20 protein-coding genes are annotated in these 22,051 nt (G+C 70.5%); 12 read left to right on the plus strand and 8 right to left on the minus strand.

Features of this window, described 5'->3' with window-relative positions; genetic code table 11:
- Positions 1-63 precede the first annotated feature (63 nt).
- Entirely contained in the window at positions 64-2,811 is a 2,748-nt protein-coding gene (locus ABD191_RS11215) for a DEAD/DEAH box helicase (RefSeq protein ID WP_344079770.1), read from the plus strand.
- A gap of 133 nt (positions 2,812-2,944) precedes the next feature.
- Positions 2,945-3,790, plus strand: coding sequence for an MHYT domain-containing protein (locus ABD191_RS11220; RefSeq protein ID WP_344079773.1), 846 nt, complete (start codon positions 2,945-2,947; stop codon positions 3,788-3,790).
- On the opposite strand, the gene ABD191_RS11225 is transcribed toward ABD191_RS11220, so the two are convergent.
- Positions 3,779-4,393, minus strand: a complete 615-nt coding sequence (locus ABD191_RS11225) for a class I SAM-dependent methyltransferase (RefSeq protein WP_344079776.1) — start codon at positions 4,391-4,393, stop codon at positions 3,779-3,781. The two genes, ABD191_RS11220 and ABD191_RS11225, sit on opposite strands and share 12 nt — an antisense overlap.
- Before the next feature lie 221 nt (positions 4,394-4,614).
- On the minus strand, positions 4,615-5,532 hold the full coding sequence (locus ABD191_RS11230; RefSeq protein WP_344079779.1) for a 5'-3' exonuclease: 918 nt from the start codon (positions 5,530-5,532) through the stop codon (positions 4,615-4,617).
- A 61-nt stretch (positions 5,533-5,593) separates the two neighbouring features.
- On the opposite strand from ABD191_RS11230, the gene ABD191_RS11235 reads away from it, so the two are divergent.
- From ABD191_RS11235 to mmsB, 8 genes are all read left to right on the plus strand, one after another.
- Complete coding sequence (locus ABD191_RS11235; RefSeq protein WP_344079782.1) at positions 5,594-6,736, plus strand: acyl-CoA dehydrogenase family protein; 1,143 nt, start codon at positions 5,594-5,596, stop codon at positions 6,734-6,736.
- Positions 6,737-6,818: 82 nt separating this feature from the next.
- Entirely contained in the window at positions 6,819-7,265 is a 447-nt protein-coding gene (locus ABD191_RS11240; protein ID WP_344079785.1) for an Lrp/AsnC family transcriptional regulator, read from the plus strand.
- 219 nt (positions 7,266-7,484) lie between these two features.
- Complete coding sequence (araB, locus tag ABD191_RS11245) at positions 7,485-9,161, plus strand: ribulokinase (protein ID WP_344079787.1); 1,677 nt, start codon at positions 7,485-7,487, stop codon at positions 9,159-9,161.
- Positions 9,158-9,844, plus strand: a complete 687-nt coding sequence (locus tag ABD191_RS11250; protein WP_344079789.1) for an L-ribulose-5-phosphate 4-epimerase — start codon at positions 9,158-9,160, stop codon at positions 9,842-9,844. Before araB ends, ABD191_RS11250 begins: the two co-directional genes overlap by 4 nt.
- Positions 9,841-11,355, plus strand: coding sequence for an L-arabinose isomerase (araA, locus tag ABD191_RS11255; protein ID WP_344079791.1), 1,515 nt, complete (start codon positions 9,841-9,843; stop codon positions 11,353-11,355). Before ABD191_RS11250 ends, araA begins: the two co-directional genes overlap by 4 nt.
- A gap of 53 nt (positions 11,356-11,408) precedes the next feature.
- Entirely contained in the window at positions 11,409-12,533 is a 1,125-nt protein-coding gene (gene chvE / locus ABD191_RS11260; RefSeq protein WP_344079793.1) for a multiple monosaccharide ABC transporter substrate-binding protein, read from the plus strand.
- A gap of 80 nt (positions 12,534-12,613) precedes the next feature.
- Positions 12,614-14,143 carry a multiple monosaccharide ABC transporter ATP-binding protein gene (gene mmsA, locus ABD191_RS11265; RefSeq protein ID WP_344079796.1) on the plus strand — a complete coding sequence of 510 codons (1,530 nt, stop codon included), beginning with the start codon at positions 12,614-12,616 and terminating at the stop codon, positions 14,141-14,143.
- Between the two features lie 5 nt (positions 14,144-14,148).
- Positions 14,149-15,405 carry a multiple monosaccharide ABC transporter permease gene (gene mmsB / locus ABD191_RS11270; protein WP_344079799.1) on the plus strand — a complete coding sequence of 419 codons (1,257 nt, stop codon included), beginning with the start codon at positions 14,149-14,151 and terminating at the stop codon, positions 15,403-15,405.
- A gap of 54 nt (positions 15,406-15,459) precedes the next feature.
- Here the strand turns inward: mmsB and ABD191_RS11275 are convergent, their stop codons facing one another.
- Together ABD191_RS11275 and ABD191_RS11280 are read right to left on the minus strand one after the other, a co-directional pair.
- Entirely contained in the window at positions 15,460-16,026 is a 567-nt protein-coding gene (locus ABD191_RS11275; protein ID WP_344079802.1) for a histidine phosphatase family protein, read from the minus strand.
- Positions 15,995-17,113, minus strand: coding sequence for a DUF4037 domain-containing protein (locus ABD191_RS11280; protein WP_344079805.1), 1,119 nt, complete (start codon positions 17,111-17,113; stop codon positions 15,995-15,997). Before ABD191_RS11280 ends, ABD191_RS11275 begins: the two co-directional genes overlap by 32 nt.
- A gap of 99 nt (positions 17,114-17,212) precedes the next feature.
- On the opposite strand from ABD191_RS11280, the gene ABD191_RS11285 reads away from it, so the two are divergent.
- Positions 17,213-18,073: a pentapeptide repeat-containing protein gene (locus ABD191_RS11285; protein WP_344079808.1), complete on the plus strand. Its 861-nt coding sequence runs from the start codon at positions 17,213-17,215 to the stop codon at positions 18,071-18,073.
- An 80-nt stretch (positions 18,074-18,153) separates the two neighbouring features.
- Positions 18,154-18,345, plus strand: coding sequence for a CsbD family protein (locus ABD191_RS11290; RefSeq protein ID WP_344079811.1), 192 nt, complete (start codon positions 18,154-18,156; stop codon positions 18,343-18,345).
- Between the two features lie 71 nt (positions 18,346-18,416).
- Here ABD191_RS11290 and ABD191_RS11295 read toward each other — a convergent pair whose 3' ends face one another.
- The 4 genes from ABD191_RS11295 to ABD191_RS11310 are packed head-to-tail and all read right to left on the minus strand — an operon-like array spanning position 18,417 to position 21,818.
- Complete coding sequence (locus tag ABD191_RS11295) at positions 18,417-19,232, minus strand: ABC transporter permease (protein WP_344079813.1); 816 nt, start codon at positions 19,230-19,232, stop codon at positions 18,417-18,419.
- Positions 19,229-19,978: an ABC transporter permease gene (locus tag ABD191_RS11300; RefSeq protein WP_344079817.1), complete on the minus strand. Its 750-nt coding sequence runs from the start codon at positions 19,976-19,978 to the stop codon at positions 19,229-19,231. The genes ABD191_RS11295 and ABD191_RS11300 overlap by 4 nt, the downstream gene beginning before the upstream one ends.
- Positions 19,975-20,724, minus strand: a complete 750-nt coding sequence (locus tag ABD191_RS11305; RefSeq protein ID WP_344079820.1) for an ABC transporter ATP-binding protein — start codon at positions 20,722-20,724, stop codon at positions 19,975-19,977. Before ABD191_RS11305 ends, ABD191_RS11300 begins: the two co-directional genes overlap by 4 nt.
- 23 nt (positions 20,725-20,747) lie before the next feature.
- Positions 20,748-21,818 carry an ABC transporter substrate-binding protein gene (locus ABD191_RS11310; RefSeq protein WP_344079824.1) on the minus strand — a complete coding sequence of 357 codons (1,071 nt, stop codon included), beginning with the start codon at positions 21,816-21,818 and terminating at the stop codon, positions 20,748-20,750.
- Positions 21,819-22,051 lie beyond the last annotated feature (233 nt).

Raw genomic sequence — 22,051 nt, forward strand, 5'->3', positions numbered from 1 at the left:
TCCGCCCGCGCCGGGCGCCGGGCGGACGTGGCGAATATGTGCCCGGCGGCTAGATTTGCGGTTATGACGAGCCCCGCCGAGCGGTACGCCGCGGCCCGACGGCGGGCCGCCGTCGACGCCGAGTTCCCGCAGCTGGCCCAGTTCGTGCCCGAACTCGGCTTCGCGATGGACCCGTTCCAGCGGGAGGCCTGCCAGGCGCTGGAACGCGGCAGCGGGGTGCTCGTCTGCGCGCCCACGGGCGCCGGCAAGACGGTCGTCGGCGAGTTCGCCGTGCACCTGGCCCTGGCACAGGACCGCAAGTGCTTCTACACGACGCCGATCAAGGCGTTGTCCAATCAGAAGTACAACGATCTTGTCGACCGGTACGGGCCGGCGAAGGTCGGCCTGCTCACCGGCGACAACGCGATCAACGGCGACGCGCCCATCGTGGTCATGACCACGGAGGTGCTGCGCAACATGCTCTACGCGGGCTCGACCGCGCTGCGCGACCTCGGGTACGTGGTGATGGACGAGGTGCACTACCTGGCCGACCGGTTCCGCGGCGCCGTGTGGGAAGAGGTGATCATCCACCTGCCGCAGTCGGTCAGCCTGGTGTCGCTGTCGGCCACGGTGTCCAACGCGGAGGAGTTCGCGGACTGGCTGGTGACCGTGCGCGGCAAGACCGAGGTCGTGGTGAGCGAGGAGCGGCCGGTGCCGCTGTGGCAGCACATGCTCGCCGGGCGGCGCATGTTCGACCTGTTCCACGATGCCGAGGCCGCCCAGATGCACGAGGTGCACCCGGAGCTGCTGCGTTACACCCGGGAGCTGACCCGGCGCGCCGAGCTGACCGGCGGCGCCCGTGGCGGTCCGCGCGGGCGGGGCGCCCGCCGGCAGGGACCCAACCGGCCCGAGATCGTGGAGCGGCTCGACCGCGAGGGCCTGCTGCCCGCGATCGTGTTCATCTTCAGCCGCGCGGGCTGCGACGCGGCCGTGCAGCAGTGCCTGCACGCGGGCCTGCGGCTGACGACGCCGGAGGAGCGCACGGAGATCCGCCACGTGGTCGAGTCGCGCACGGCGAACATCCCGGGCGAGGACCTGTCCGTGCTCGGCTACTGGGAGTGGCTCGACGGCCTGGAGCGCGGACTCGCGGCGCATCACGCCGGCATGCTGCCGGCGTTCAAGGAGGTCGTCGAGGAGCTGTTCGTCCGGGGCCTGATCAAGGCGGTGTTCGCGACCGAGACGCTGGCGCTGGGCATCAACATGCCGGCCCGCTGCGTGGTGCTCGAGCGCCTGGTCAAGTTCAACGGCGAGGCGCACGTCGACCTGACCCCGGGGGAGTACACCCAGCTCACCGGCCGGGCGGGCCGGCGCGGCATCGACGTCGAGGGCCACGCCGTGGTGATCTGGTCGCCGGAGGTGGACCCGCGGCAGGTGGCCGGTCTCGCCTCGACGCGCACGTACCCGCTGCGGTCGAGCTTCCGGCCCTCGTACAACATGGCCGTCAACCTCGTCGGGTCGGTGGGGCGGGCGGCGGCCCGCGACCTGCTGGAGTCGTCGTTCGCCCAGTTCCAGGCCGACCGTTCCGTCGTGGGTCTCGCGCGCCAGGTGGCCCGCAACGAGGAGACCCTGCGGGTGTACGACCTGGAGATGGCCTGCGACGACGGCGACTTCGCCGAGTACTTCGACCTGCGGGTGCGCATCGGGGAGAAGGAGAAGGCGATCGCCCGCACGTCGGCGGCGTCGCGGCGCGCGGCCGCCCTGGAGTCGCTCACGCGCCTGCGGGTCGGCGACGTGATCCGGGTTCCGTCCGGGCGCCGGTCGGGACTGGCGGTCGTGCTGGACCCCGGCGTCGGCGGGTTCGGCGAGCCGCGTCCGCTCGTGCTCACGGAGGACCGGTGGGCGGGCCGGCTGGGCGGCGGGGAGTTCACCGCGGCCGTGGAGGCGATCGCGCGGCTGCGCGTACCCAAGCATTTCAACCACCGGTCGCCGCAGGAGCGCCGCGACCTGGCCGCGAGCCTGCGGCAGGTGCCGTTGCCGCCCGGGACCAGCCGCTCGGGACGCCCGCGCGGCGGCGGCGGACGCGGGGCGGGTGACGACGCTGAGCTCGCCGAGCTGCGCCACCTGATGCGCAAGCACCCGTGCCACACCTGCCCGGAGCGCGAGGAGCACGCCCGCTGGGCGGAGCGGCGGGCCCGGCTGGCCCGCGACACGGACGGCCTGCGCCAGAAGGTGGCCAGCCGGACCGGGTCGCTGGCGCGCACGTTCGACCGGGTGTGCGACCTGCTGGAGGATCGCGGGTACCTGGCCGGCGCCACGGTGACCGGTCACGGCCGGACCCTGTCGCGGATCTGGACCGAGGCGGACCTGCTGGTGGCGGAGTGCCTGCGCGAGGGCGTGTGGGACGGGCTCGCGCCCGCCGAGCTGGCGGCCGCGGTCTCCGTGGTGATCTTCGAGGCGCGCCGGGAGGTGGACGAGCAGATCATGCTCCCGCGCGGGCCGGTGGCCGACGCGGTGGACGCGACCGTGGCTGCGTGGGCGCGGTTGGAGGCCGACGAGAGCGGGCGCGGGTTGACCCCGACGCGCGAACCCGACCTGGGCTTCGTGTGGCCGATCTACCGCTGGGCCCGGGGGGAGCCGCTGTCCAAAGTGCTCGCCAGCGGCCACGAGCTGGAGATGCCGGCCGGCGACTTTGTCCGCTGGGCGCGGCAGGTGCTCGACCTGCTGGGGCAGATCGCCGAGGCGGCGGGCGCGGACTCGCCGCTGCGTACGACGGCGCGGGCCGCGATGGACGCCCTCAACCGGGGAGTGCTGTCCTACACCTCGGTCGTTTAAATATCATCGATGCCATGCGCCGGGAATGCCCTATATAGCAAGCGATGTGACCCGAACTTGCATCTTGCTTTCCGCTTCGGGAAGATGCCCGAGTTCAGCGGTGTCGTAAGCCCTATGGCTGGGGAGCATCGAGATGGTTCATCTCAACCAGTTTTCGTACGGCTGGCTCAACCCCGGCCTTGCCTACGCCTTGTCCGTCCTCGGTTCGCTGCTCGGTCTCATTTGTACCGCCCGCGCGCGGCGCGCGCTCACCAACGGCGAGCGCGCCCGCTGGCTGCTGCTCGCCGCGTGGGCGATCGGCGGTACGGGCATCTGGGTCATGCACTTCATGGCGATGCTCGGGTTCACCGTACCGGGCATGCCGGTGCGCTACGACGTGCCGATGACGCTGGCCAGCTGGATCACGGCGGTGGTCGTCGTGGCGCTGGGCCTGTTCATCGTGGGCTTCGGCAAGCCCTCCGTGCCGAAGGTGCTCTCGGCCGGCATTCTCACGGGCGTGGGCGTGGCGGCGATGCACTACACCGGCATGGGCGCGATGCGGATGGCCGGTGTGGTCGTCTACGACCGCACGCTCGTGATCGCCTCGGTGGTGATCGCCGTGGTGGCCGCGACGGTCGCGCTCTTCTTCACGATCACGCTGCGCAACGGCCTCGCGATCGCGGCCGCTGCGGCCATCATGGGCGTGGCCGTGTGCGGCATGCACTACACCGGCATGTTCGCCATGAGCGTCTACCGCCAGGCGCCGACCGAGCCCATCAAGGGCCTCACGCCGGTCAGCTTCATCGCGCCGATCGTGGTGTTCGTGCTGCTCGTGTCGATCTCGCTGTTCTACGCGTTGCTGAACCGCCCGCTGGACGACATGGAGCACACCGACCCGGGCGGCCCGCCGGCCCCGCCGCTCGTCCCGGCGACCCCGGACGCGTTCACCCCGTCGTCCGCGCGTGCGCCCCGCACCCCCTACGTGCGCTCAACCCGTTAGCCGCCAGACGGTCGTGCGGGCCGCCGTGGCGTTCTCCAGTGCGGCCGACACGACGACGTCCACTGTGGCCAGCTCGGTGAAGGCCCGCGTGGGCAGGTATCCGCGCCCGGGATCGGACACGATGACCTCCGTGCCCGCGCGGGCGGCCCGCCGCAGGTAGGCCAGCATGAGCCGGGCGGTCGCCGCGCTGTAGAACGCGTCGCCGGCGAGGATGACCTGGGCGTCGCCGATCGCGCTGTCGTGCGCGAGGGCGCGCGCGTGCGCGAGCACCTCGACGTCGTTCGCGGCGGCGTTGCGGCGTACGGCCTCGACGGCGGCCGGGTCGCTGTCGACGGCCTCGACGTGCGCCGCGCCGGCCCGGGCGGCGGCGATGGCGACCAGCCCGGACCCGGTGCCCACGTCGAGGACGCGGCGCCCGGCGACGACCCCGGGGTGGTCGAGCACGTAGCGGGCGAGGCCGACCCCGCCGGGCCACGCGTACGCCCAGAACGGCGGCGGCTGGTCGCTGCGGTAACCGTCCGTGTGCTCCCACAGGCCGGTGTGCGGGTCCGCCAGCTCCAACCTGATCTCGGGAATCCCGATGACCTGCCTGAGTCCGTCCACGATCCATCATCCTAGGACGCCTTAGCGGAGGTGGCTACCGCCACCCCGAAAACATTCCTCGAAAAGCAGAGCCTGGATCAAGGCAATGACGTCCTCCGCCGGCGATCGGCGGCTGACCCGGCGATTCACGCGCTGATCGGCCCTGGGTACGGAATTCCGGCGGGAGTTCCGTACCCAGGGCCCTTAGGTGGCCGGCGCCGCGCCGGCGGGGTTCTCGCGCGTCAGCGTGCGGCGGCCGCGTCGACGAGGCGGCGGATGGGGCTCGCCAGGTTCCAGCGTTCGGCCAGGGCGAGGAGAGTGTCGGGGTCGGCCGGCGCGGTGGGGAGGGTGAGGTCGAGGTCGGGTACGGGGGCGTCGGTGGCGACCCGCACGACCGGTCCGGCGGCGGCGAGGTAGTCGGTGGCGGCGGCGAGTTTGGCGCGGACGCCGGCGGCGAAGGGCGCGTCGGGCTTGTCGAGGGCGGCGACGATGTCGTCGAGGCCGCCGAAGCGGGTGACGAGACCGGCGGCGGTCTTCTCGCCGATGCCGGCGACGCCGGGCAGGCCGTCGCTGGGGTCGCCGCGCAGGGCGGCGAAGTCGGCGTAGTGGTGGGCGGGCACCTGGTAGCGGGCGGCGACCGCGGCCTCGTCGTAGACCTCCAGTTTGGCGACGCCTTTGCCGCAGTAGAGGACGCGTACCCGGGTGGTGTCGTTGACGAGCTGGAAGAGGTCGCGGTCGCCGGTGGCGATCTCGGTGGGGCCGGGTTCGCGGGTGGCGAGGGTGCCGATGACATCGTCGGCCTCGTAGTCGGGGGCGCCGACGGTGACGACGCCGATGGCGGCGAGGACCTCGAGCAGGAGGGGGACCTGGGGGACGAGGCCGGCGGGTACCTCTTCGCCGCCGTCGGCGGCCAGGCGGTGGCGCTTGTACGAGTCGATGAGCGCCACCCGCCAGGCGGGGCGCCAGGACAGGTCGAGGGCGCAGGCGACGCGGCCGGGTCGGCGGGTGCGCACGAGGGTGGCGAGCATGTCGAGGAAGCCTTTGACGGCGTTGACGGGGCTGCCGTCGGGGGCGCGGGCGGCGGATTCGGGGACGCCGAAGTAGGCCCGGAAGTAGAGGCTGGCGGCATCGACGAGCAGGAGCGGTCGGCTCTCGGTCACGGGGTTCAGCCTGGCATATGGGGGCTGGCCACGAAAACCTAACGAACGTTAAGCTGTTGGGGTGACGGTGCATCGCCTGCTCCCTTCTGACGAGGCCGCCGAGCTGCTCGACCTCGCCACGAAGCTGGCCGACCGCGAGCTGGCCCCGCGGGCCGCGGCCGCGGAGGAGCGCGGGGAGTTCCCGACCGAGGTGGTCAGGCAGTTGGCCCGCTCGGGTCTGCTGGGCCTGCCGTACCCGGAGGAGTACGGCGGGGGCGGGCAGCCCTACGAGGTGTATCTGCAGGTGTTGGAGATCCTGGCGAGCCGGTGGCTGGCGGTGGCCGAGGTGGTGTCGGTGCACACCCTGGCGTGTTATCCGCTGGCGACCTACGGCGCGCCGGCGCTGCGGGAGGCGTTGCTGCCGGAGTTGCTGGCGGGCGACAGGTTGGGCGCGTACTGCCTGTCGGAGCCGGCGGGCGGGTCGGACGCGGCGGCGCTGACGACCCGGGCGGTGCGCGACGGCGACGGGTACGTGGTGACGGGTACGAAGGCGTGGATCACGCACGCGGGCCGGGCGGACGTGTACAACGTGTTCTGCCGTACGGGCGGGCCGGGCGCGGGCAGGATCTCGTGCCTTCTGGCGGACGCGCGTACGCCGGGGATCGTGCCGCAGGCGCCGGAGCGGACGATGGGGCTGCGCTCGTCGCCGGTGGCGCAGATCGCCTTTGACGGCGTGCGGGTCCCGCGTGACCGGTTGATCGGCGAGGAGGGCCAGGGGTTCGCGATCGCGTTGTCGGCGCTGGATGGTGGCCGGTTGGGCATCGCGGCGTGCGCGGTGGGTCTGGCGCAGGGGGCGTTGGACTACGCGGTGGACTACGCCCGGGGCCGGGAGCAGTTCGGGCGGCCGATCATCGAGTTCCAGGGACTGGGGTTCCTGCTGGCGGACCTGGCGACGCAGATCAGCGCGGCGCGGGCGTTGACGTTGGCGGCGGCGCGGTTGCGCGACGCGGGGCGCCCGTACTCGGTGGAGGCGGCGAAGGCGAAGCTGTTCGCGAGCGACGTGGCGATGCGGGTGACCACGGAGGCGGTGCAGGTGCTGGGCGGGTACGGGTATGTGGCGGACCATCCGGTGGAGCGGTATTTCCGGGAGGCGAAGGTGCTGCAGATCGTGGAGGGGACCAACCAGATCCAGCGGCTGGTGATCGCCCGTGGCCTGACCCGTTGAAGCGGGGCCTTCTCCGGAAGGCTTGCCGCCGGCCCGCTGAACAGGTGGCGCATAACGGGTGTTGGACGTGTAGGTTCGTCGCGTGGAGGAGATCGACCGGGCTATTGTTGCCGCGCTGACCACCGATGGGCGCATGTCCTATACGGACCTGGCCGAGAAGGTCGGGTTGTCGGTGTCGGCGGCTCATCAGCGGGTGCGCCGGTTGGAGCAGCGGGGCATTCTGCAGGGGTACGCGGCGCGGGTGGACTACCCGGCGATCGGGTTGCCGATGACGGCTTTCGTGGCGATCCGGCCGTTGGACCCGTCGCAGCCGGATGACGCGCCGGAGCGGTTGGCCTCGCTGCCGGAGATCGAGTCCTGTTACTCGGTGGCCGGTGAGGACTTTTATGTCCTTTTGGTGCGGGTGGGTACGCCGGCGGACCTGGAGCGGTTGCTGCAGAAGATCCGTCAGGCGGCGAACGTGATCACCCGTACGACCGTGGTGCTGTCGACGCCGTATGAGGGCCGTCCGCCCCGGGTCGGCGCCTGACGCCGGTGCTGACGGGGCGGCGCGATGAGATCGCTCACTGTCCGTTTTGTCCCCTCATCAGGTCAGCCGAAACTCACTGGATGCCTTATGGCGGCGCATTTCTAGGCTGTTGCGGTTGCGTTATCGAACGGCGTTGACAGCGGCGATGTTAACGATAACACTCCCTGCAAGGCGCGGTACCCACGCGCGTTCAATCCGGCCGAGCTTTGGAGGTGGCAGATGGGCGTCCCCGATCCTCTGGTGATCGGCGTCGACTACGGCACGCTGTCCGGTCGCGCCGTCGTGGTGCGCGTCGCTGACGGCACCGAGCTCGGCTCGGCCGTGCACGAGTACGCGCACGCCGTGCTCACCGACGCCCTGCCCGACGGGACGCCGCTGGGGGTGGACTGGGCGCTGCAGGTGCCCAGCGACTACGTCGACGTGCTGCGCAACGCCGTGCCGGCCGCGGTAGCGGCCGCCGGGGTCGACCCGTCGCGGGTCATCGGGATCGCCACGGACTTCACCGCGTGCACGATGGTGCCGACCCTGGCCGACGGCACGCCACTCAACGAGTTGCCGCAGTACGCGGGCCGCCCGCACGCGTACGTCAAGCTGTGGAAGCACCACGCCGCGCAGGGGCAGGCCGACCGCATCAACGAGCTGGCGGCCGCGCGCGGCGAGTCGTGGCTGCCGCGCTACGGCGGGCTGATCTCCTCCGAGTGGGAGTTCGCCAAGGGCCTGCAGCTGCTGGAGGAGGACCCCGAGATCTACGGCGCGATGCGCCACTGGGTGGAGGCCGCCGACTGGATCGTGTGGCAGCTCACGGGCGAGTACGTGCGCAACGCGTGCACGGCCGGCTACAAGGGCATCCTGCAGGACGGGAAGTACCCGTCGGCGGAGTTCCTGAGCGCGCTGAACCCGGACTTCAAGGACTTCGTGGCCGATAAACTCGACCACCCGATCGGCCAGCTCGGGGCACGCGCCGGTTCCCTGAGCGCGCAGGCCGCGCAGTGGACCGGCCTGCCGGAGGGCATCGCGGTCGCGGTGGGCAACGTCGACGCGCACGTCACGGCCGCGGCCGGGGACGCGCTGCGTCCGGGCCAGATGGTCGCCATCATGGGCACCTCGACATGTCATGTGATGAACGGTTCGGAGCTGCGCGAGGTGCCCGGCATGTGCGGGGTCGTCGACGGCGGCATCGTCGCGGGCCTGTGGGGGTACGAGGCCGGGCAGAGTGGTGTGGGCGACATCTTCGGCCACTTCGTGGAGCGGCACGTGCCGGCCGAGTACGTGGCGGCGGCGCGGGAGGCCGGTATCTCGGTGCACGAGCACCTGACCCGCCTGGCGGCGGCGCAGCCGATCGGCGCGCACGGGCTCATCGCGCTGGACTGGCACTCGGGCAACCGGTCGGTGCTGGTCGACCACGAGCTGTCCGGGGTTCTCGTGGGGGAGACCCTGGCCACCCGGCCGGAGGACATCTACCGGGCGCTGATCGAGGCGACCGCGTTCGGCACCCGCACGATCATCGAGACGTTCGCGAAGGCGGGTATCCCGGCCGAGGAGCTGATCATCTCGGGTGGGCTGGCGAAGAACCGCCTGCTCATGCAGATCTACAGCGACGTGACGCGGCTGCCGTTGTCGTTGATCACCTCCGAGCAGGGTCCGGCGCTGGGGTCGGCGATCCACGCGGCGGTCGCCGCGGGGGCGTACGCGGACGTGCCGGCCGCGGCGGCGGCGATGGGCCGGGTGGCGCGCAACGTGTACACCCCGGACGAGGCGGCCGCGGCGGCGTACGACGAGCTGTTCGCCGAGTACACGACGCTGCATGACTACTTCGGGCGCGGCGCCAACAAGGTGATGCGCCGGCTGCGGGCGATCCAGCGCGCGGCCACGACGAAGGTGGGGGCCTCCGCATGACGATCACCGAAGCTGTCCGCGGCACCATCGCGGGCGTGCGCGCGAGCGTGGCCGCGCTGCACGCCGAGCTGCCGCGCAACGAGCTGGTCGTGTGGACGGCCGGCAACGTGTCGGCCCGGGTACCGGACGCGGACCTGCTGGTCATCAAGCCGTCCGGGGTGCGCTACGAGGAGATCACCCCGGACAACATGGTGGTCACCGACCTCGATGGCCGGCTGGTGGAGGGCGAGTTCGCGCCGTCGTCGGACACGGCCGCCCACGCGTACGTGTACAAGCACATGCCGCACGTGGGCGGTGTGGTGCACACCCACTCGACGTACGCGACGGCGTGGTCCGCGCGGGCGGAGCCGATCCCGTGCGTCCTCACGATGATCGCCGACGAGTTCGGTGGGGACATCCCGGTGGGTCCGTTCGCGCTCATCGGCGACGACTCGATCGGGCGGGGCATCGTCGAGACCCTGTCGGGCAGCCGCTCGCCGGCGGTCCTCATGCGTAACCACGGTGTGTTCACCATCGGCCGCGACGCGAAGGCCGCGGTGAAGGCCGCGGTCATGTGCGAGGACGTGGCGCGCACCGTGCACATCGCCCGCCAGCTGGGCACCCCGCTGCAGATCGAGCAGTCCGACATCGACGCGCTCTACGCCCGCTATCAGAACGTCTACGGCCAGGAGATCCCGAAATGACCACGGCGAAGCCCCAGCTCTGGTTCCTCACCGGCAGCCAGCACCTCTACGGCCCGGAGACGCTCGACCAGGTGGCCGACCAGTCGGCGCAGATCCAGCGGATGCTGGCCGACTCGGACGGGCTCAGCGCCGAGATCGTCGGCAAGCCGGTGCTCACCGACTCCGCCGCGATCCGGCAGGTCATGCAGGAGGCCAACACCGACGCGAACTGTGTCGGGATCATCGCCTGGATGCACACGTTCTCCCCGGCCAAGATGTGGATCACGGGCCTGGATGTGCTGCGCAAGCCGTTGCTGCACCTGCACACGCAGCTCAACGAGGCTCTGCCGTGGGCGACCATCGACATGGATTTCATGAATCTCAACCAGGCCGCGCACGGCGACCGGGAGTTCGGGTTCGTCCAGACGCGGCTGGGGGTGCCGCGCAAGACCGTGGCCGGGCACGCGTCCGACCCGGATCTGGTGCGCCGCGTCGACGAGTGGGCGCGCGCGGCGGTCGGCCGGGCGCACCTGTACGGGCTGCGGTTGGCCCGCTTCGGCGACAACATGCGTGATGTTGCGGTCACCGAGGGCGACAAGGTCGAGGCGGAGCTGCGCTTCGGCGTGTCCGTGAACACGTACGGGGTCAACGACCTGGTCGCCGTGGTCGACCAGGTCGCCGACGCCGACATCGACACGCTGGTCAAGGAGTACGCCGACAGTTTCCGCCTGGCGCCGGAGCTGGCGAAGGGTGGCGATCGTCACGATTCGTTGCGGTACGCGGCGCGGATTGAGGCCGGTCTGCGGCAGTTCCTCACCGATGGTGGATTCGGCGCGTTCACCACGAACTTCGAGGACCTGGGTGGACTGCGGCAGTTGCCTGGCTTGGCCGTGCAGCGGCTGATGTCCGACGGGTACGGTTTCGGTGGCGAGGGCGACTGGAAGACGTCCACGCTGCTCGCGGCCGTGAAGGCGATGGGTGCGGGCAGCGGCCGTGGCACATCGTTCATGGAGGATTACACGTACCATTTCGGGCCGGGTACGCCGAAGATCCTCGGCGCGCACATGTTGGAGGTGTGCCCGACCATCGCGTCCGCGCAGCCGTCCTGCGAGATCCACCCGCTGGGCATCGGTGGCCGGGAGGACCCGGTCCGGTTGGTCTTCGACGCCGCGTCCGGCCCCGGTGTGGTGATCGGCCTGGCGGATCTGGGTGACCGGTTCCGCCTGGTGGCCAACGAGATCACCGTGGTGCCGCCGGACGAGCCGCTGCCGAAGCTGCCCGTGGCGCGGGCGGTGTGGCAGCCGGCCCCGTCGCTGGCCACCTCGGCGGAGTGCTGGCTGACCGCGGGCGGCCCCCACCACACGGTGCTCACCCAGGGCGTGAGCGCGGAGACGCTGCGCGACTTCGCCCAGATGTTGCATACGGAACTACTGGTGATCGACGAGAACACGACGGCGCGTCAGTTCGCCGATCACCTGAGGTGGAACCAGGCCTACTACCGGCTGGCCCAGGGCCTGCCGGGCCGGGGCTGACGCCACCACCCCCTTGTAACACCGCAACACCATCCCCCCGAGGAGAAGGAACAATGAGGTTCACCCGAATCGCGACGGCGGCCACCGCCCTCGCGCTCACCGCGGCCATGGCCGCGTGCGGTTCCAGTGAGAAGGACGCCGACAAGCAGACCGGCGGCGGCACCGAGGGCGCACTGGTCGGCGTGACCATGCCGACCAAGTCGTCGGAGCGCTGGATCAGTGACGGCGACAACGTCAAGAAGGCCCTTGAGGCGCGGGGCTACAAGGTGGACCTGCAGTACGCCGAGGACGACATCCCGACGCAGGTCAACCAGATCGAGAACCAGATCACCAACGGCGCCAAGCTGCTGATCATCGCGTCGATCGACGGTACGGCGATCACCTCGCAGCTGCAGCAGGCCGCGGACAAGAACATCCCGGTCATCGCCTACGACCGGCTCATCCGCAACAGCCCGAACGTGAGCTACTACGCCACCTTCGACAACTTCAAGGTGGGCGTGCAGCAGGCCACCTCGCTGCTGGTCGGCCTGGGCATCAAGAAGGCCGACGGCACCGACGGCGACGCCAAGGGTCCGTTCAACGTCGAGCTGTTCGCCGGCTCGCCGGACGACAACAACGCCACGTTCTTCTTCAACGGCGCCATGTCGGTCCTGCAGCCCTACATCGACAACAAGACGCTGGTGGTCCGTAGCGGCCAGACCGACTTCAAGACGGTCGCGATCCTGCGGTGGAAGGCCGAAACGGCGCAGAAGCGCATGGAGGACATCCTCACCAAGACGTACTCGTCGGGCGCCAAGGTCGACGGCGTGCTGTCGCCCTACGACGGCCTCTCGATCGGCATCCTGTCGGCGCTGAAGAGCAACGGTTACGGCACCACCGGCCAGAAGTACCCGGTCGTCACCGGTCAGGACGCCGAGCTCACCTCCGTGAAGTCGATCATCGCGGGTGAGCAGTACTCCACCATCTACAAGGACACCCGCGAGCTGGCGAAGGTCACGGTCGAGATGGCCGACGCGGCGCTCAAGGGTCAGCAGCCCACGGTGAACAACACCAAGGACTACGACAACGGCAACAAGGTCGTCCCGTCGTACCTGCTGGAGCCGGTCATCGTCGACAAGACCAACTACGAGAAGGTCCTTGTCGAGAGCGGCTACTACACCAAGGACCAGCTGGGCTGATCGGGCTCGTCGGGGGTGTGGCCGCACGGCGCGCGGGCACACCCCCGACCTGTTCCTGACGACGGGAAGTGACGAACGACATGACCGACGACATTCTGCAGATGCGGGGGATCAGCAAGGTTTTTCCCGGCGTACGGGCACTGGAGGATGTGACCCTGTCGGTGCGGCGCGGCGAGATCCACGCCATCTGCGGCGAGAACGGTGCCGGCAAGTCGACCCTCATGAAGGTCCTCTCCGGCGTCTACCCGCACGGCTCGTACGACGGGCAGATCTTCTTCGACGGCGAGGAGTGCCGTTTCGGCGGCATCCGCGACAGCGAGCACAAGGGCATCGTCATCATCCACCAGGAGTTGGCGTTGTGCCCCCAGCTGTCGATCGCCGAGAACATCTTCCTCGGCAACGAGCGGGCCCGCCGCGGGATCATCGACTGGAACCGCACCAACTACGAGGCGACCAACCTGCTGCGGCGGGTGGGCCTGGACGAGAGCGCGGTCACCCAGGTCTCGGACATCGGCGTGGGCAAGCAGCAGCTCGTGGAGATCGCGAAGGCGCTCGCCAAGGAGGTCAAGCTGCTCATCCTCGACGAGCCGACGGCCGCGCTCAACGACGAGGACTCCGCGCACCTGCTGGATCTGCTGCGGGGCCTGCGTGACCAGGGCATCACGTGCGTGATCATTTCGCACAAGCTCAACGAGATCGTGGGCATCGCGGACCGGATCAGCATCATCCGCGACGGTCGCATGATCGAGACGTTGGACCTGGCGACCGACGAGGTCACCGAGGACCGCATCATCTCGGGCATGGTGGGCCGTGACCTGGAGCACCGGTTCCCGCCGCACGAGCCGAACATCGGCTCCGAGGCGCTGCGCATCGAGGACTGGACCGTGCACAGCCCGGTCCAGCACGAGCGCAAGGTCGTGGCCGGGGCGAACCTGGTCCTGCGTCGCGGGGAGATCGTGGGCCTGGCCGGGCTCATGGGCGCCGGGCGCACCGAGTTGGCGATGAGCGTGTTCGGGCGCTCGTACGGGCACAACATCTCGGGTCGGATCTTCAAGGACGGCAGGGAGATCACGCTGCGTTCGGTGCGCGACGCCATCGACAACGGCATCGCGTACGCCACGGAGGACCGCAAGCGGTACGGCCTCAACCTCATCCAGGACATCCAGCGCAACGTGTCGGCGGCCGCGCTGGACAAGCTGGCCAGTGGCGGTTGGGTCAACGACAACGAGGAACACAAGGTCGCCGACAGCTTCCGGCGCAGCATGAACATCAAGGCGCCCAACGTCAGCGCCATCACGGGCAAGCTGTCCGGCGGCAACCAGCAGAAGGTCGTACTCTCGAAGTGGATCTTCACTGATCCGGATGTGCTCATCCTCGACGAGCCCACCCGCGGCATCGACGTTGGCGCGAAGTACGAGATCTACACGATCATCAACCGGCTGGCCGACGAGGGCAAGGCGGTGCTCGTCATCTCCTCGGAGCTGCCGGAGCTGCTGGGCCTGTGCGACCGCATCTACGCGCTGTCGGCCGGGCGTATCACGGGTGAGGTGTCGCGGGCGGACGCGACCCAGGAGCGCCTCATGCAGTACATGACCAAGGGAACGGAGTAGCTTCGATGAGCACCACCAACGCTGATGTGGCCCTGAGTGAGCAGGGCCTTGCTGAGGCGGCTCCCCCTCCCGGCAGACCGTCACGCACCCGGTTCTCGTTCAACCTTCGCCAGAGCGGCATCTACTTCGCGTTCGTGGCGATCGTGGCGCTGTTCGCGGTGCTGACCGACGGGTCGTTGCTGCAGCCGCAGAACATCTCGAACATCATCGTGCAGAACTCGTACATCCTGATCCTCGCGATCGGGATGATCATGATCATCATCGCGGGTCACATCGACCTGTCCGTCGGCTCGGTGGTCGCGGTGACCGGCGCGCTGTCGGCCGTGCTGATGGTCAACCACAACGTGCCGTGGCCGCTGGCCATCCTCATCACGCTGGTGGCCGGCGGTCTCATCGGTGCCTGGCAGGCGTTCTGGGTCGCCTACTTCGGCATCCCCGCGTTCATCGTGACCCTGGCCGGCATGCTGCTGTTCCGGGCGATCACGATGATGGTCCTCGGCAACCGGGGCATCGGCCCGTTCCCGGACGAGGTGCGCACCCTGTCCAACGGGTTCACCGAGGGCTATCTGGGCAACGTGGGGCTGGGCCCGCTCGGCGGTGCCGACCTGTTCAGCCTCATCGTCGGCATTCTCGCGGTCGCCGGCTTCGCCGCGGCGCAGTGGCGGGCCCGGCGGGCCCGGCTGGGCTACGACCAGACCGTCGAGCCGATCGGCATGTTCGTCGCCAAGATTCTCGGCGGCGCCGTGGCGATCATGTTCCTGGTCGTGCAGCTGGCCCGGTTCAAGAACCTGCCCTGGGTGCTTGTCCTGCTCGCGGTCCTCGTGCTCGGGTACTCGCTGCTCACCCAGCGCTCGGTGTTCGGCCGCCAGATCTACGCGGTGGGCGGCAACCTGCTGGCCGCGCAGCTGTCCGGCGTACGGACCAAGTCGGTCGTGTTCTGGCTGTTCGTGAACATGGGCGTGCTGTCGGCGGTCGCCGGCATCATCTTCGCCGGCCGGCTCAACCTGGCCCAGCCGACCGCCGGCAACTCCTTCGAGCTGGACGCGATCGCGGCGGCGTTCATCGGCGGCGCCGCCGTGCAGGGCGGCGTCGGCAAGGTCGTCGGCGCCATCACCGGCGGTCTCATCATGGGCGTCATCAACAACGGCATGTCGCTGATGAGCCAGCCGCCGGACCGGGTCATGCTCGTCAAGGGCCTGGTCCTGCTCGCGGCCGTCGCGTTCGACGTGTGGACCAAGCGGCGCGCCGGCGCAGCCCGCTGACCCACACCGCGGGCTGAGGGGCCCGACCAGCACCGGTCGGGCCCCTCAGTTCGCTTACGCGGCGGCGTTCCAGCGGCGCAGCACCGGCTCGCCGTGCTCGTGGCCGAGGACGCTGACGGTCGCCGTGTCCAGGTAGAAGATCTTCGCCAGCGCCACCGGCAGGCCCACCCAGCGGGCGGCGATCACGCGCAGGCAGTGCCCGTGCGCGACGAGCGCCACGTCGCCCGTCAGCGAGCGCACCCGGGCCAACAGCCGGTCGACCCGCTCGCCGACCTGTTCGGGGGTCTCGCCGCCGGGGCCGCCGCCGTCCGTCCACAGCGACCAACCCGGGGCCCGTTCGTGGATCTGCGCGGTGGTCAGGCCCTCGTACCCGCCGTAGTGCCACTCGGCCAGGTCCTCGTCCACCACGGCGCCGGGCAGGCCCGCGAGGTCCGCGGTGCGTCGCGCCCGCAGGCGCGGGCTGGTCAGCACCGCCGCGAACTCCACCCCCGCGAGTACGGGCGCCAGCGCGGCGGCCTGGTCCGCCCCTCGGGCCGTCAGGTCGAGATCGGTGAACGAGGTGTGCTGGCCCGAGCGGCTCCACTCGGTCTCACCGTGCCGGATCAGATAAACGGTACCCATCCGGATGATTCTGGAGCACGAGCAGCGCCGCCGCGCGGGCACGGTCGGTGTGCGACAGCACGTCGGCGCTGTCGACGAACTGGTCCACGGACCCGACCAGCGGCAGGTCGCGTACCCGGGGGTCGGTGATCCGGGCGACCAGCGCCGCGCCGAAGCGCCCGGCGTCGAGCACCCCGTAGGGGCGGTCGTGGAAATAGCGGGTGGTCGGGTCCAGCGGTTCGGTCAGCCCCAGCCCGTTGTGCACCTCGGCGATCGTCTCGTACGCGCGGCACAGGTGCGCCTCGCGGGCCGCGTCGTGCCCGGCCGTCACCGCGCCCCACAGCGCCTCGGTCAGCTCCGACCCACCCGCCAGGCGCCCGTACGCGGTGCCCAGCCACTTCGCGTACGGGGGCCAGCGGCGGTTCATGAGCAGGTACAGCCGCATGATGTCGCGGACCAGCCGGGCGCCGAGCACGGCCGCGCCGATCGGGTCGCCCGCCTCGGCGGCGCGGCCCACGAACGGCTCCTCCTGGGCGATGCGCTGCCACTGGCAGGCGAGCACGTAGCGCCACACGTCGTCGGGGTACCAGGTGAGCTGGGCGCGGACCGGTTCGAGTGCGGCCAGGCCGTCGTGGAAGACCTCCCCGCCGGTGACCTCGGCGAGTTTCTGCCACGGCAGGGCCAGCCAGTCCAGGACGGTGGGCGGCCGCGCCGGGTCGAAGCCGAGCATGTTGGCCCACCACGCCTCGGGGCTGGTCAGCATGACCCGGTGCTGCACCGGCCCGTCGGTCGGCTGCATCGACACGGACACGCCGCCGGTCGAGACGAAGTTGGTGGGATATCCCAGGAAGTCGCGGGGCAGCCGGTGGGCGAGCGCGGTGCTGATCTCGCGGCCCTGCGCGCGCAGGTCCTCGCGGCGCAGGAACAGCAGCACGCGCGGGCCCCAGTCGTGGTCGGTGGAACGCGGCGAGTCGAAGCCCAGCACCTCCGAACCGGGACCGACCAGCGCCGCGCTGTGCGACAGGCTCGGCCAGCCCGCGTCGAGCAGTGGCCGCACCGCGTCGGTGTAGAAGGCGCGGGAGAGGTCCAGTCCTGACACGAAACCCATGCCACCACTGTGCCGGTCGCCCGCCACCGGGCCTGAGCGGGGTCGCCGGCTGTCGTTCGGGGGATGGCCAATCCGTTGGCGCTACGGCACAATTCGGCCATGCGATGGTCGGCGCACCAGCGGGTGACGGACACGTTCGCCACGGCCGTGGGCCAGCTTCAGGACGCGCGCCCGCCGGTACGTCTCGGCGGCCTGTACACACTGGAGCTCATCGGCCAGCACAGCCCCGACCAACGGGCGGCCGTCGTGGACGTCGTCTGCGCCTACCTGCGCATGCCGTGGTCCGCCACGAACGACGACCTGCCCGTACGCCGGGCGGCGCAGAAGATCCTCACCCGCCACCTGCGCCCGGCCCATCCGGTCACGTTCTGGCCGGGCATGTCCCTGGACCTGACCGGCGCGCGCCTGGTCGGGCTGGATCTCAGCGGTTGCCGGGTCGACGGGGTGGCCGGTTTCGACCGGGTCGTGCTGCACGAGCCGGTACTGGCGCGGGGCGCCGTGTTCGGCGCCGACGCCCGCTTCCGGGGGGCGGTGTTCACCGAGCACGCGTGGTTCGACACGGCGACCTTCCTGGCGTCGGCGCACTTCGAGACCGCCACGTTCCACGGCGACGCGTGGTTCGGCGGGGTCGACGTGGGCGGCGCGGCCGGGTTCTCCGGGGTGGTGTTCAACGGTCACGCCTGGTTCGCCGCCGCCGTCCTGCGGGGACGCGCCACGTTCAACGACGCGATCTTCCAGCGGTCGGCCGGGTTCCGGGGCGCGCGGTGCGAGGGTGGCGTGGTGCTGGCGGGAGCGACGTTCCGGGGGCCGGCCAGGGTCAGCCGCCGCGACGCGGGCTGGAACATCTGTCCGCCGGGGTGGCGGGTCGCGCCCGATCCGGACAACAAGGCCGTCGGGCACCTGCACTGGGCCGGCGCGCTCGACGCCCCGGACACCCGCAACACCTTGTCACCCGCCTGATCCCTTCGATCATGTTTCCAATGCCCTCGGCCAGGGCATCTGTTCGTCGTATGACGAAACCATGATCCAAAGGGGGAGCCATGGGTCTCGACGACAAGATCCGCAATCAGGCCGAAGAGGCCAAGGGCAAGACCAAGGAGTTCGTCGGCGACAAGACCGACAACGAGCGCCTGCAGGCCGAGGGGCAGGCCGACCAGGCCAGCGCCGGCGCCAAGCAGGCCGGTGAGCACGTCAAGGACGCCGCGAAGGACGTCAAGGACGCGCTCAGCTGAGCATACCGGTCGTACGGGGCGCGGACGGCCGTCCGCGCCCCGTCACGCTGTGCGCCGGCCGGATCGCGGCGTCAGGTCCGCCGCTGGGTGAACGCGTACCGGGCCAGGGTCATCTGCTCGACCGCGCTGATGAGCGCGTAGAGCACGATCGAGGCCAGGGTGACGATCGCGACCGCCGACCACATGCGGTCCAGCTCGAACGTCGTCAGCGACTGCAGCATCAGGTGACCCAGCCCTTCACCGGTGGTGAGCCACTCGGCCAGCAGCGCCCCGACCAGGGCCAGCGGGGCGGCGATGCGGGCCGCCGCGAACAACGCCGGTAGGGCCGCCGGCAACTGCACGCGCCACATCAGCGCGAGCTTCGACCCCCCGTACGCCCGGATGAGGTCCACCGACGAGGCCGGCACGCCACGCAGCGCGAGGGAGACGTTCACCAGGACGGGGAAGAACGTGACGATGCCCGCGACCACGGTGATCGCGAGCAGGCCCCGGCCGAACACGAGCGCGATCAGCGGCGTCATCGCGACCAGCGGCACGGCCCGCAGGGCCATGGCGACCGGCAGCAGCGTCTGGCGCACCCCGCGCCACAGCGCGAACACGACCGCCGTGCCGAGGCCGGCGAGTGTGCCGGACAGCAGGCCGATGGCCGCGTCGCGGGCGGTGACCCGGCTGGCCTGCCACAGCACGGCGCGTTCGGCGTCGTGCGCCGGGTCGGTGAGGTAGTCCAGCACGTCGAACGGGCCGCGGGTCAGGAAGGGGTCCAGCGCGAAGCCCTTGACCAGCAGCTGCCACACGGCGAGCACCGCGCCGATCGACAGCACCGCGCCGCCCAGCCCGGACAGCAGCCGCCGGCCGGCCCGTGCCGGGGCGGCAACCGGCGCGCTCATCCGGACACCCGCGGCGCCCAGGGGGTGAGCAGGCCGCCCACCAGGGCGGTCAGCCCGTACGCGGCGCCGGAGAGGGCCGTGGCGACCAGGGCGATGCCCCAGGTGCGCTCCACCGCGAAGCTCTGCTGCGAATTGATCATCGCGACGCCCAGGCCGGACTCGGCGCCCAGGTACTCGCCGATGATCGCGCCGAGCATCGCGGCCGGCGCGGCGATGCACAGCCCGGCGAACATGCTGGGCAGGCAGGCGCGCAGCCGCACCTTCCACAGCTGCGTCCAGCTGCCCCCGCCGTACGCGCGGATCAGCTCCAGGCTGGTGCGGTCGGCGTCGCGCAGGCCCACGAGCGTGCCGATGAGGGTGGTGAAGATGACCGACAGGGCCGCCAGGATCACCTTGGGGGTGTCGTCGCTGAACAGGATCGCCAGCACCGGGCCGATCGCGATGACCGGCAGGCAGTAGCTCGCCAGCGCGACCTGCAGCAGCGCCCGTTCGACCAGGGGGATCTGCACGAACGCGACCGCCAACGCGATCGCGATCACGTTGCCGATCAGCCAGCCCAGCGACGCCTCACGCAGCGTGGTCGCGACGTTGGGCAGGTAGAAATCGAGCCCGTCGGCGGCGAACTGGCGCGCGATCGCCGTCGGCGGTGGCACCGCCCGGTTGCCGGCGAACACCGTACGCCCGATGGTCTCCCACACCGCCAGCAGCGCCACGACCCCGACGGTCCCGGGCAGCCACCGTCTCATGCCGAACCCCCGAACAGCAGGGCGCTGAGCTGGTCGGCCAGCTCATGGAACCGCGGTGTGCGGATCATCTCCGGGGTGCGGGGCCGGGGCAGGTCGATCGGCACGGTGGCGACGATGCGGCCCGGACGTGGGCTCATCACCGCCACCACGTCGGCCAGGAACACCGCCTCGGCGATCGAGTGGGTGACCAGCAGGGTGGTTGCCGCCCGCTCGCTCCACACGCGTTGCAGCTCCAGGTTGAGCCGCTGGCGGGTCATCTCGTCCAGCGCCCCGAACGGCTCGTCGAGCAGCAGGATGCGCGGCTGCACCACCAGGGCGCGGGCGATGGCGACGCGCTGGCGCATGCCGCCGGACAGCTGCGCGGGCCGCGCCTGCTCGAAGCCCTCCAGCCCGACCAGCTTGATCAGGTCGGTGATGGCGTTGTCGTCGACGCGTACGCCGCTGACCTCCAGCGGCAGGCGGATGTTGGCGCGCACCGACCGCCACGGCAGCAGGGCCGCATCCTGGAACGCGATGCCCAGTTCGTGCTCGCGCCGGGTCGCCGCCGGGACGCGCCCGTGCACCAGGGCCTCGCCGGAGGTCGGCTGCTCCAGGTCGGCCAGGATGCGCAGGATCGTCGACTTGCCGCAGCCCGACGGGCCGAGCAACGCGACGAACGCGCCGGACGGGGTGGCCAGGTCCACTCCGTCGAGCGCGGTCACCGTGGACCGGCGGATCGTGAACCGCTTGGTCAGCGCGCGCAGCACGATGCCGTCGGTCGCGTCCCCGGTCAGAGCAGCCCCTTGAGGTCCGGGTTCTCCTGGTAGACCTCGGCGAGCACGGACATGTCGAACAGCTGCTCCTTGGTGATCGTCACCCCGCCCAGCGCCAGCGTCGCGATCGTCTCGGTGATCTTCGCGTCGGTGATGGTGAACAGGCCGTTGGCCTTCGTCTCGTCCGTGGCCACGACCGTGTTCTGGGCCTCGGATTCGAGCACCTGCTCGGCCTCGTTGAGGCCGAGGTCCTTGCCGTACTTCGTGGCGGCCAGGTTGGCGCCCAGTTTCGGGTCCTTGACCGAGTCGGCCCAGCCCTTGATGTCCGCGATCAGCATGGCCTTGAGCGCGTCGCGCTTGCTGGTCAGCGAGTCCTTGCGGACCACGTACACCTCGGACACCATCGGGTACCCGTGGTCGTTGAGCAGCATCACGGCGGTCTCGTGGCCCTGGGTCTTGAGCAGGTTCGGCTCGTTGGTGAAGAATGAGAACCAGCCGTCGACCTCCTTGTTGACCAGGGGCGCCGGGTCGAACTGGGCCGGCACCTTGGTGATGGACGCCGGGTCGAGGTTGTTGGCCTTGAGGAACGCCGCCCACACGGGCTCGTTGGTGGCCTGCACGCCGATCTTCTTGCCCACCATGTCCTGCGGGGTGGTGATCGGCTTGTCCTTCAGGCTCATGATGCAGAACGGGTTCTTCTGGTACTGCGCGCCGATGAGCACCAGCGGGGCCCCCTTGAGGATCGCCGCGGCGGTGATGTCCGGCGAGGAGATGCCGACCAGGGCCTTGCCGGCGGCCACGACGGAGTCCTGGCTGACGTTCGGGCCGCCCGCCATGAGGTTGACGGCGGTGAAGCCGGCCGCCGCGTAGTAGCCCTTGGTGTCGGCGATGTACTGGCCGGCGAACTCCACGTTCTTGATCCAGGAAAGCTGGTAGTCGAGGGTGCCCAGGTTCGTGGGGCCTGCCGGGGTCTCCTCGTCGTCGCCGCACCCGGCGAGCAGTGTCGGCGCGGAGCCGAGGACGGCCAGGCCGGCCGCGGCGCGCAGGCTGTTGGCGAGAAGTCGGCGTCGGTCCATTGTGTACGTCATGGCAAACGCTCCAGGGTCATCGAGTCCGTGACGTGCGGCGATCCTCCGAGGAGTGATCAGAACGGGGCGACCGTAGCCAGAGCGCGTTTCACATTCAGTGCTTCGTATTTCGGCCATGTTGCCGGTGCCGAATTGTGATTTGTCAGCCGCGCGATCGCGCCGGCGACCCGGCACCTGATGGCCCCCGTAACCGCCCGTTCCCTCACCCTGGCCGTCCTCGCAACGCCGCTGTC

Source organism: Luedemannella helvata (genome assembly GCF_039528415.1).
GTDB classification, from domain to species: Bacteria; Actinomycetota; Actinomycetes; order Mycobacteriales; family Micromonosporaceae; genus Luedemannella; species Luedemannella helvata.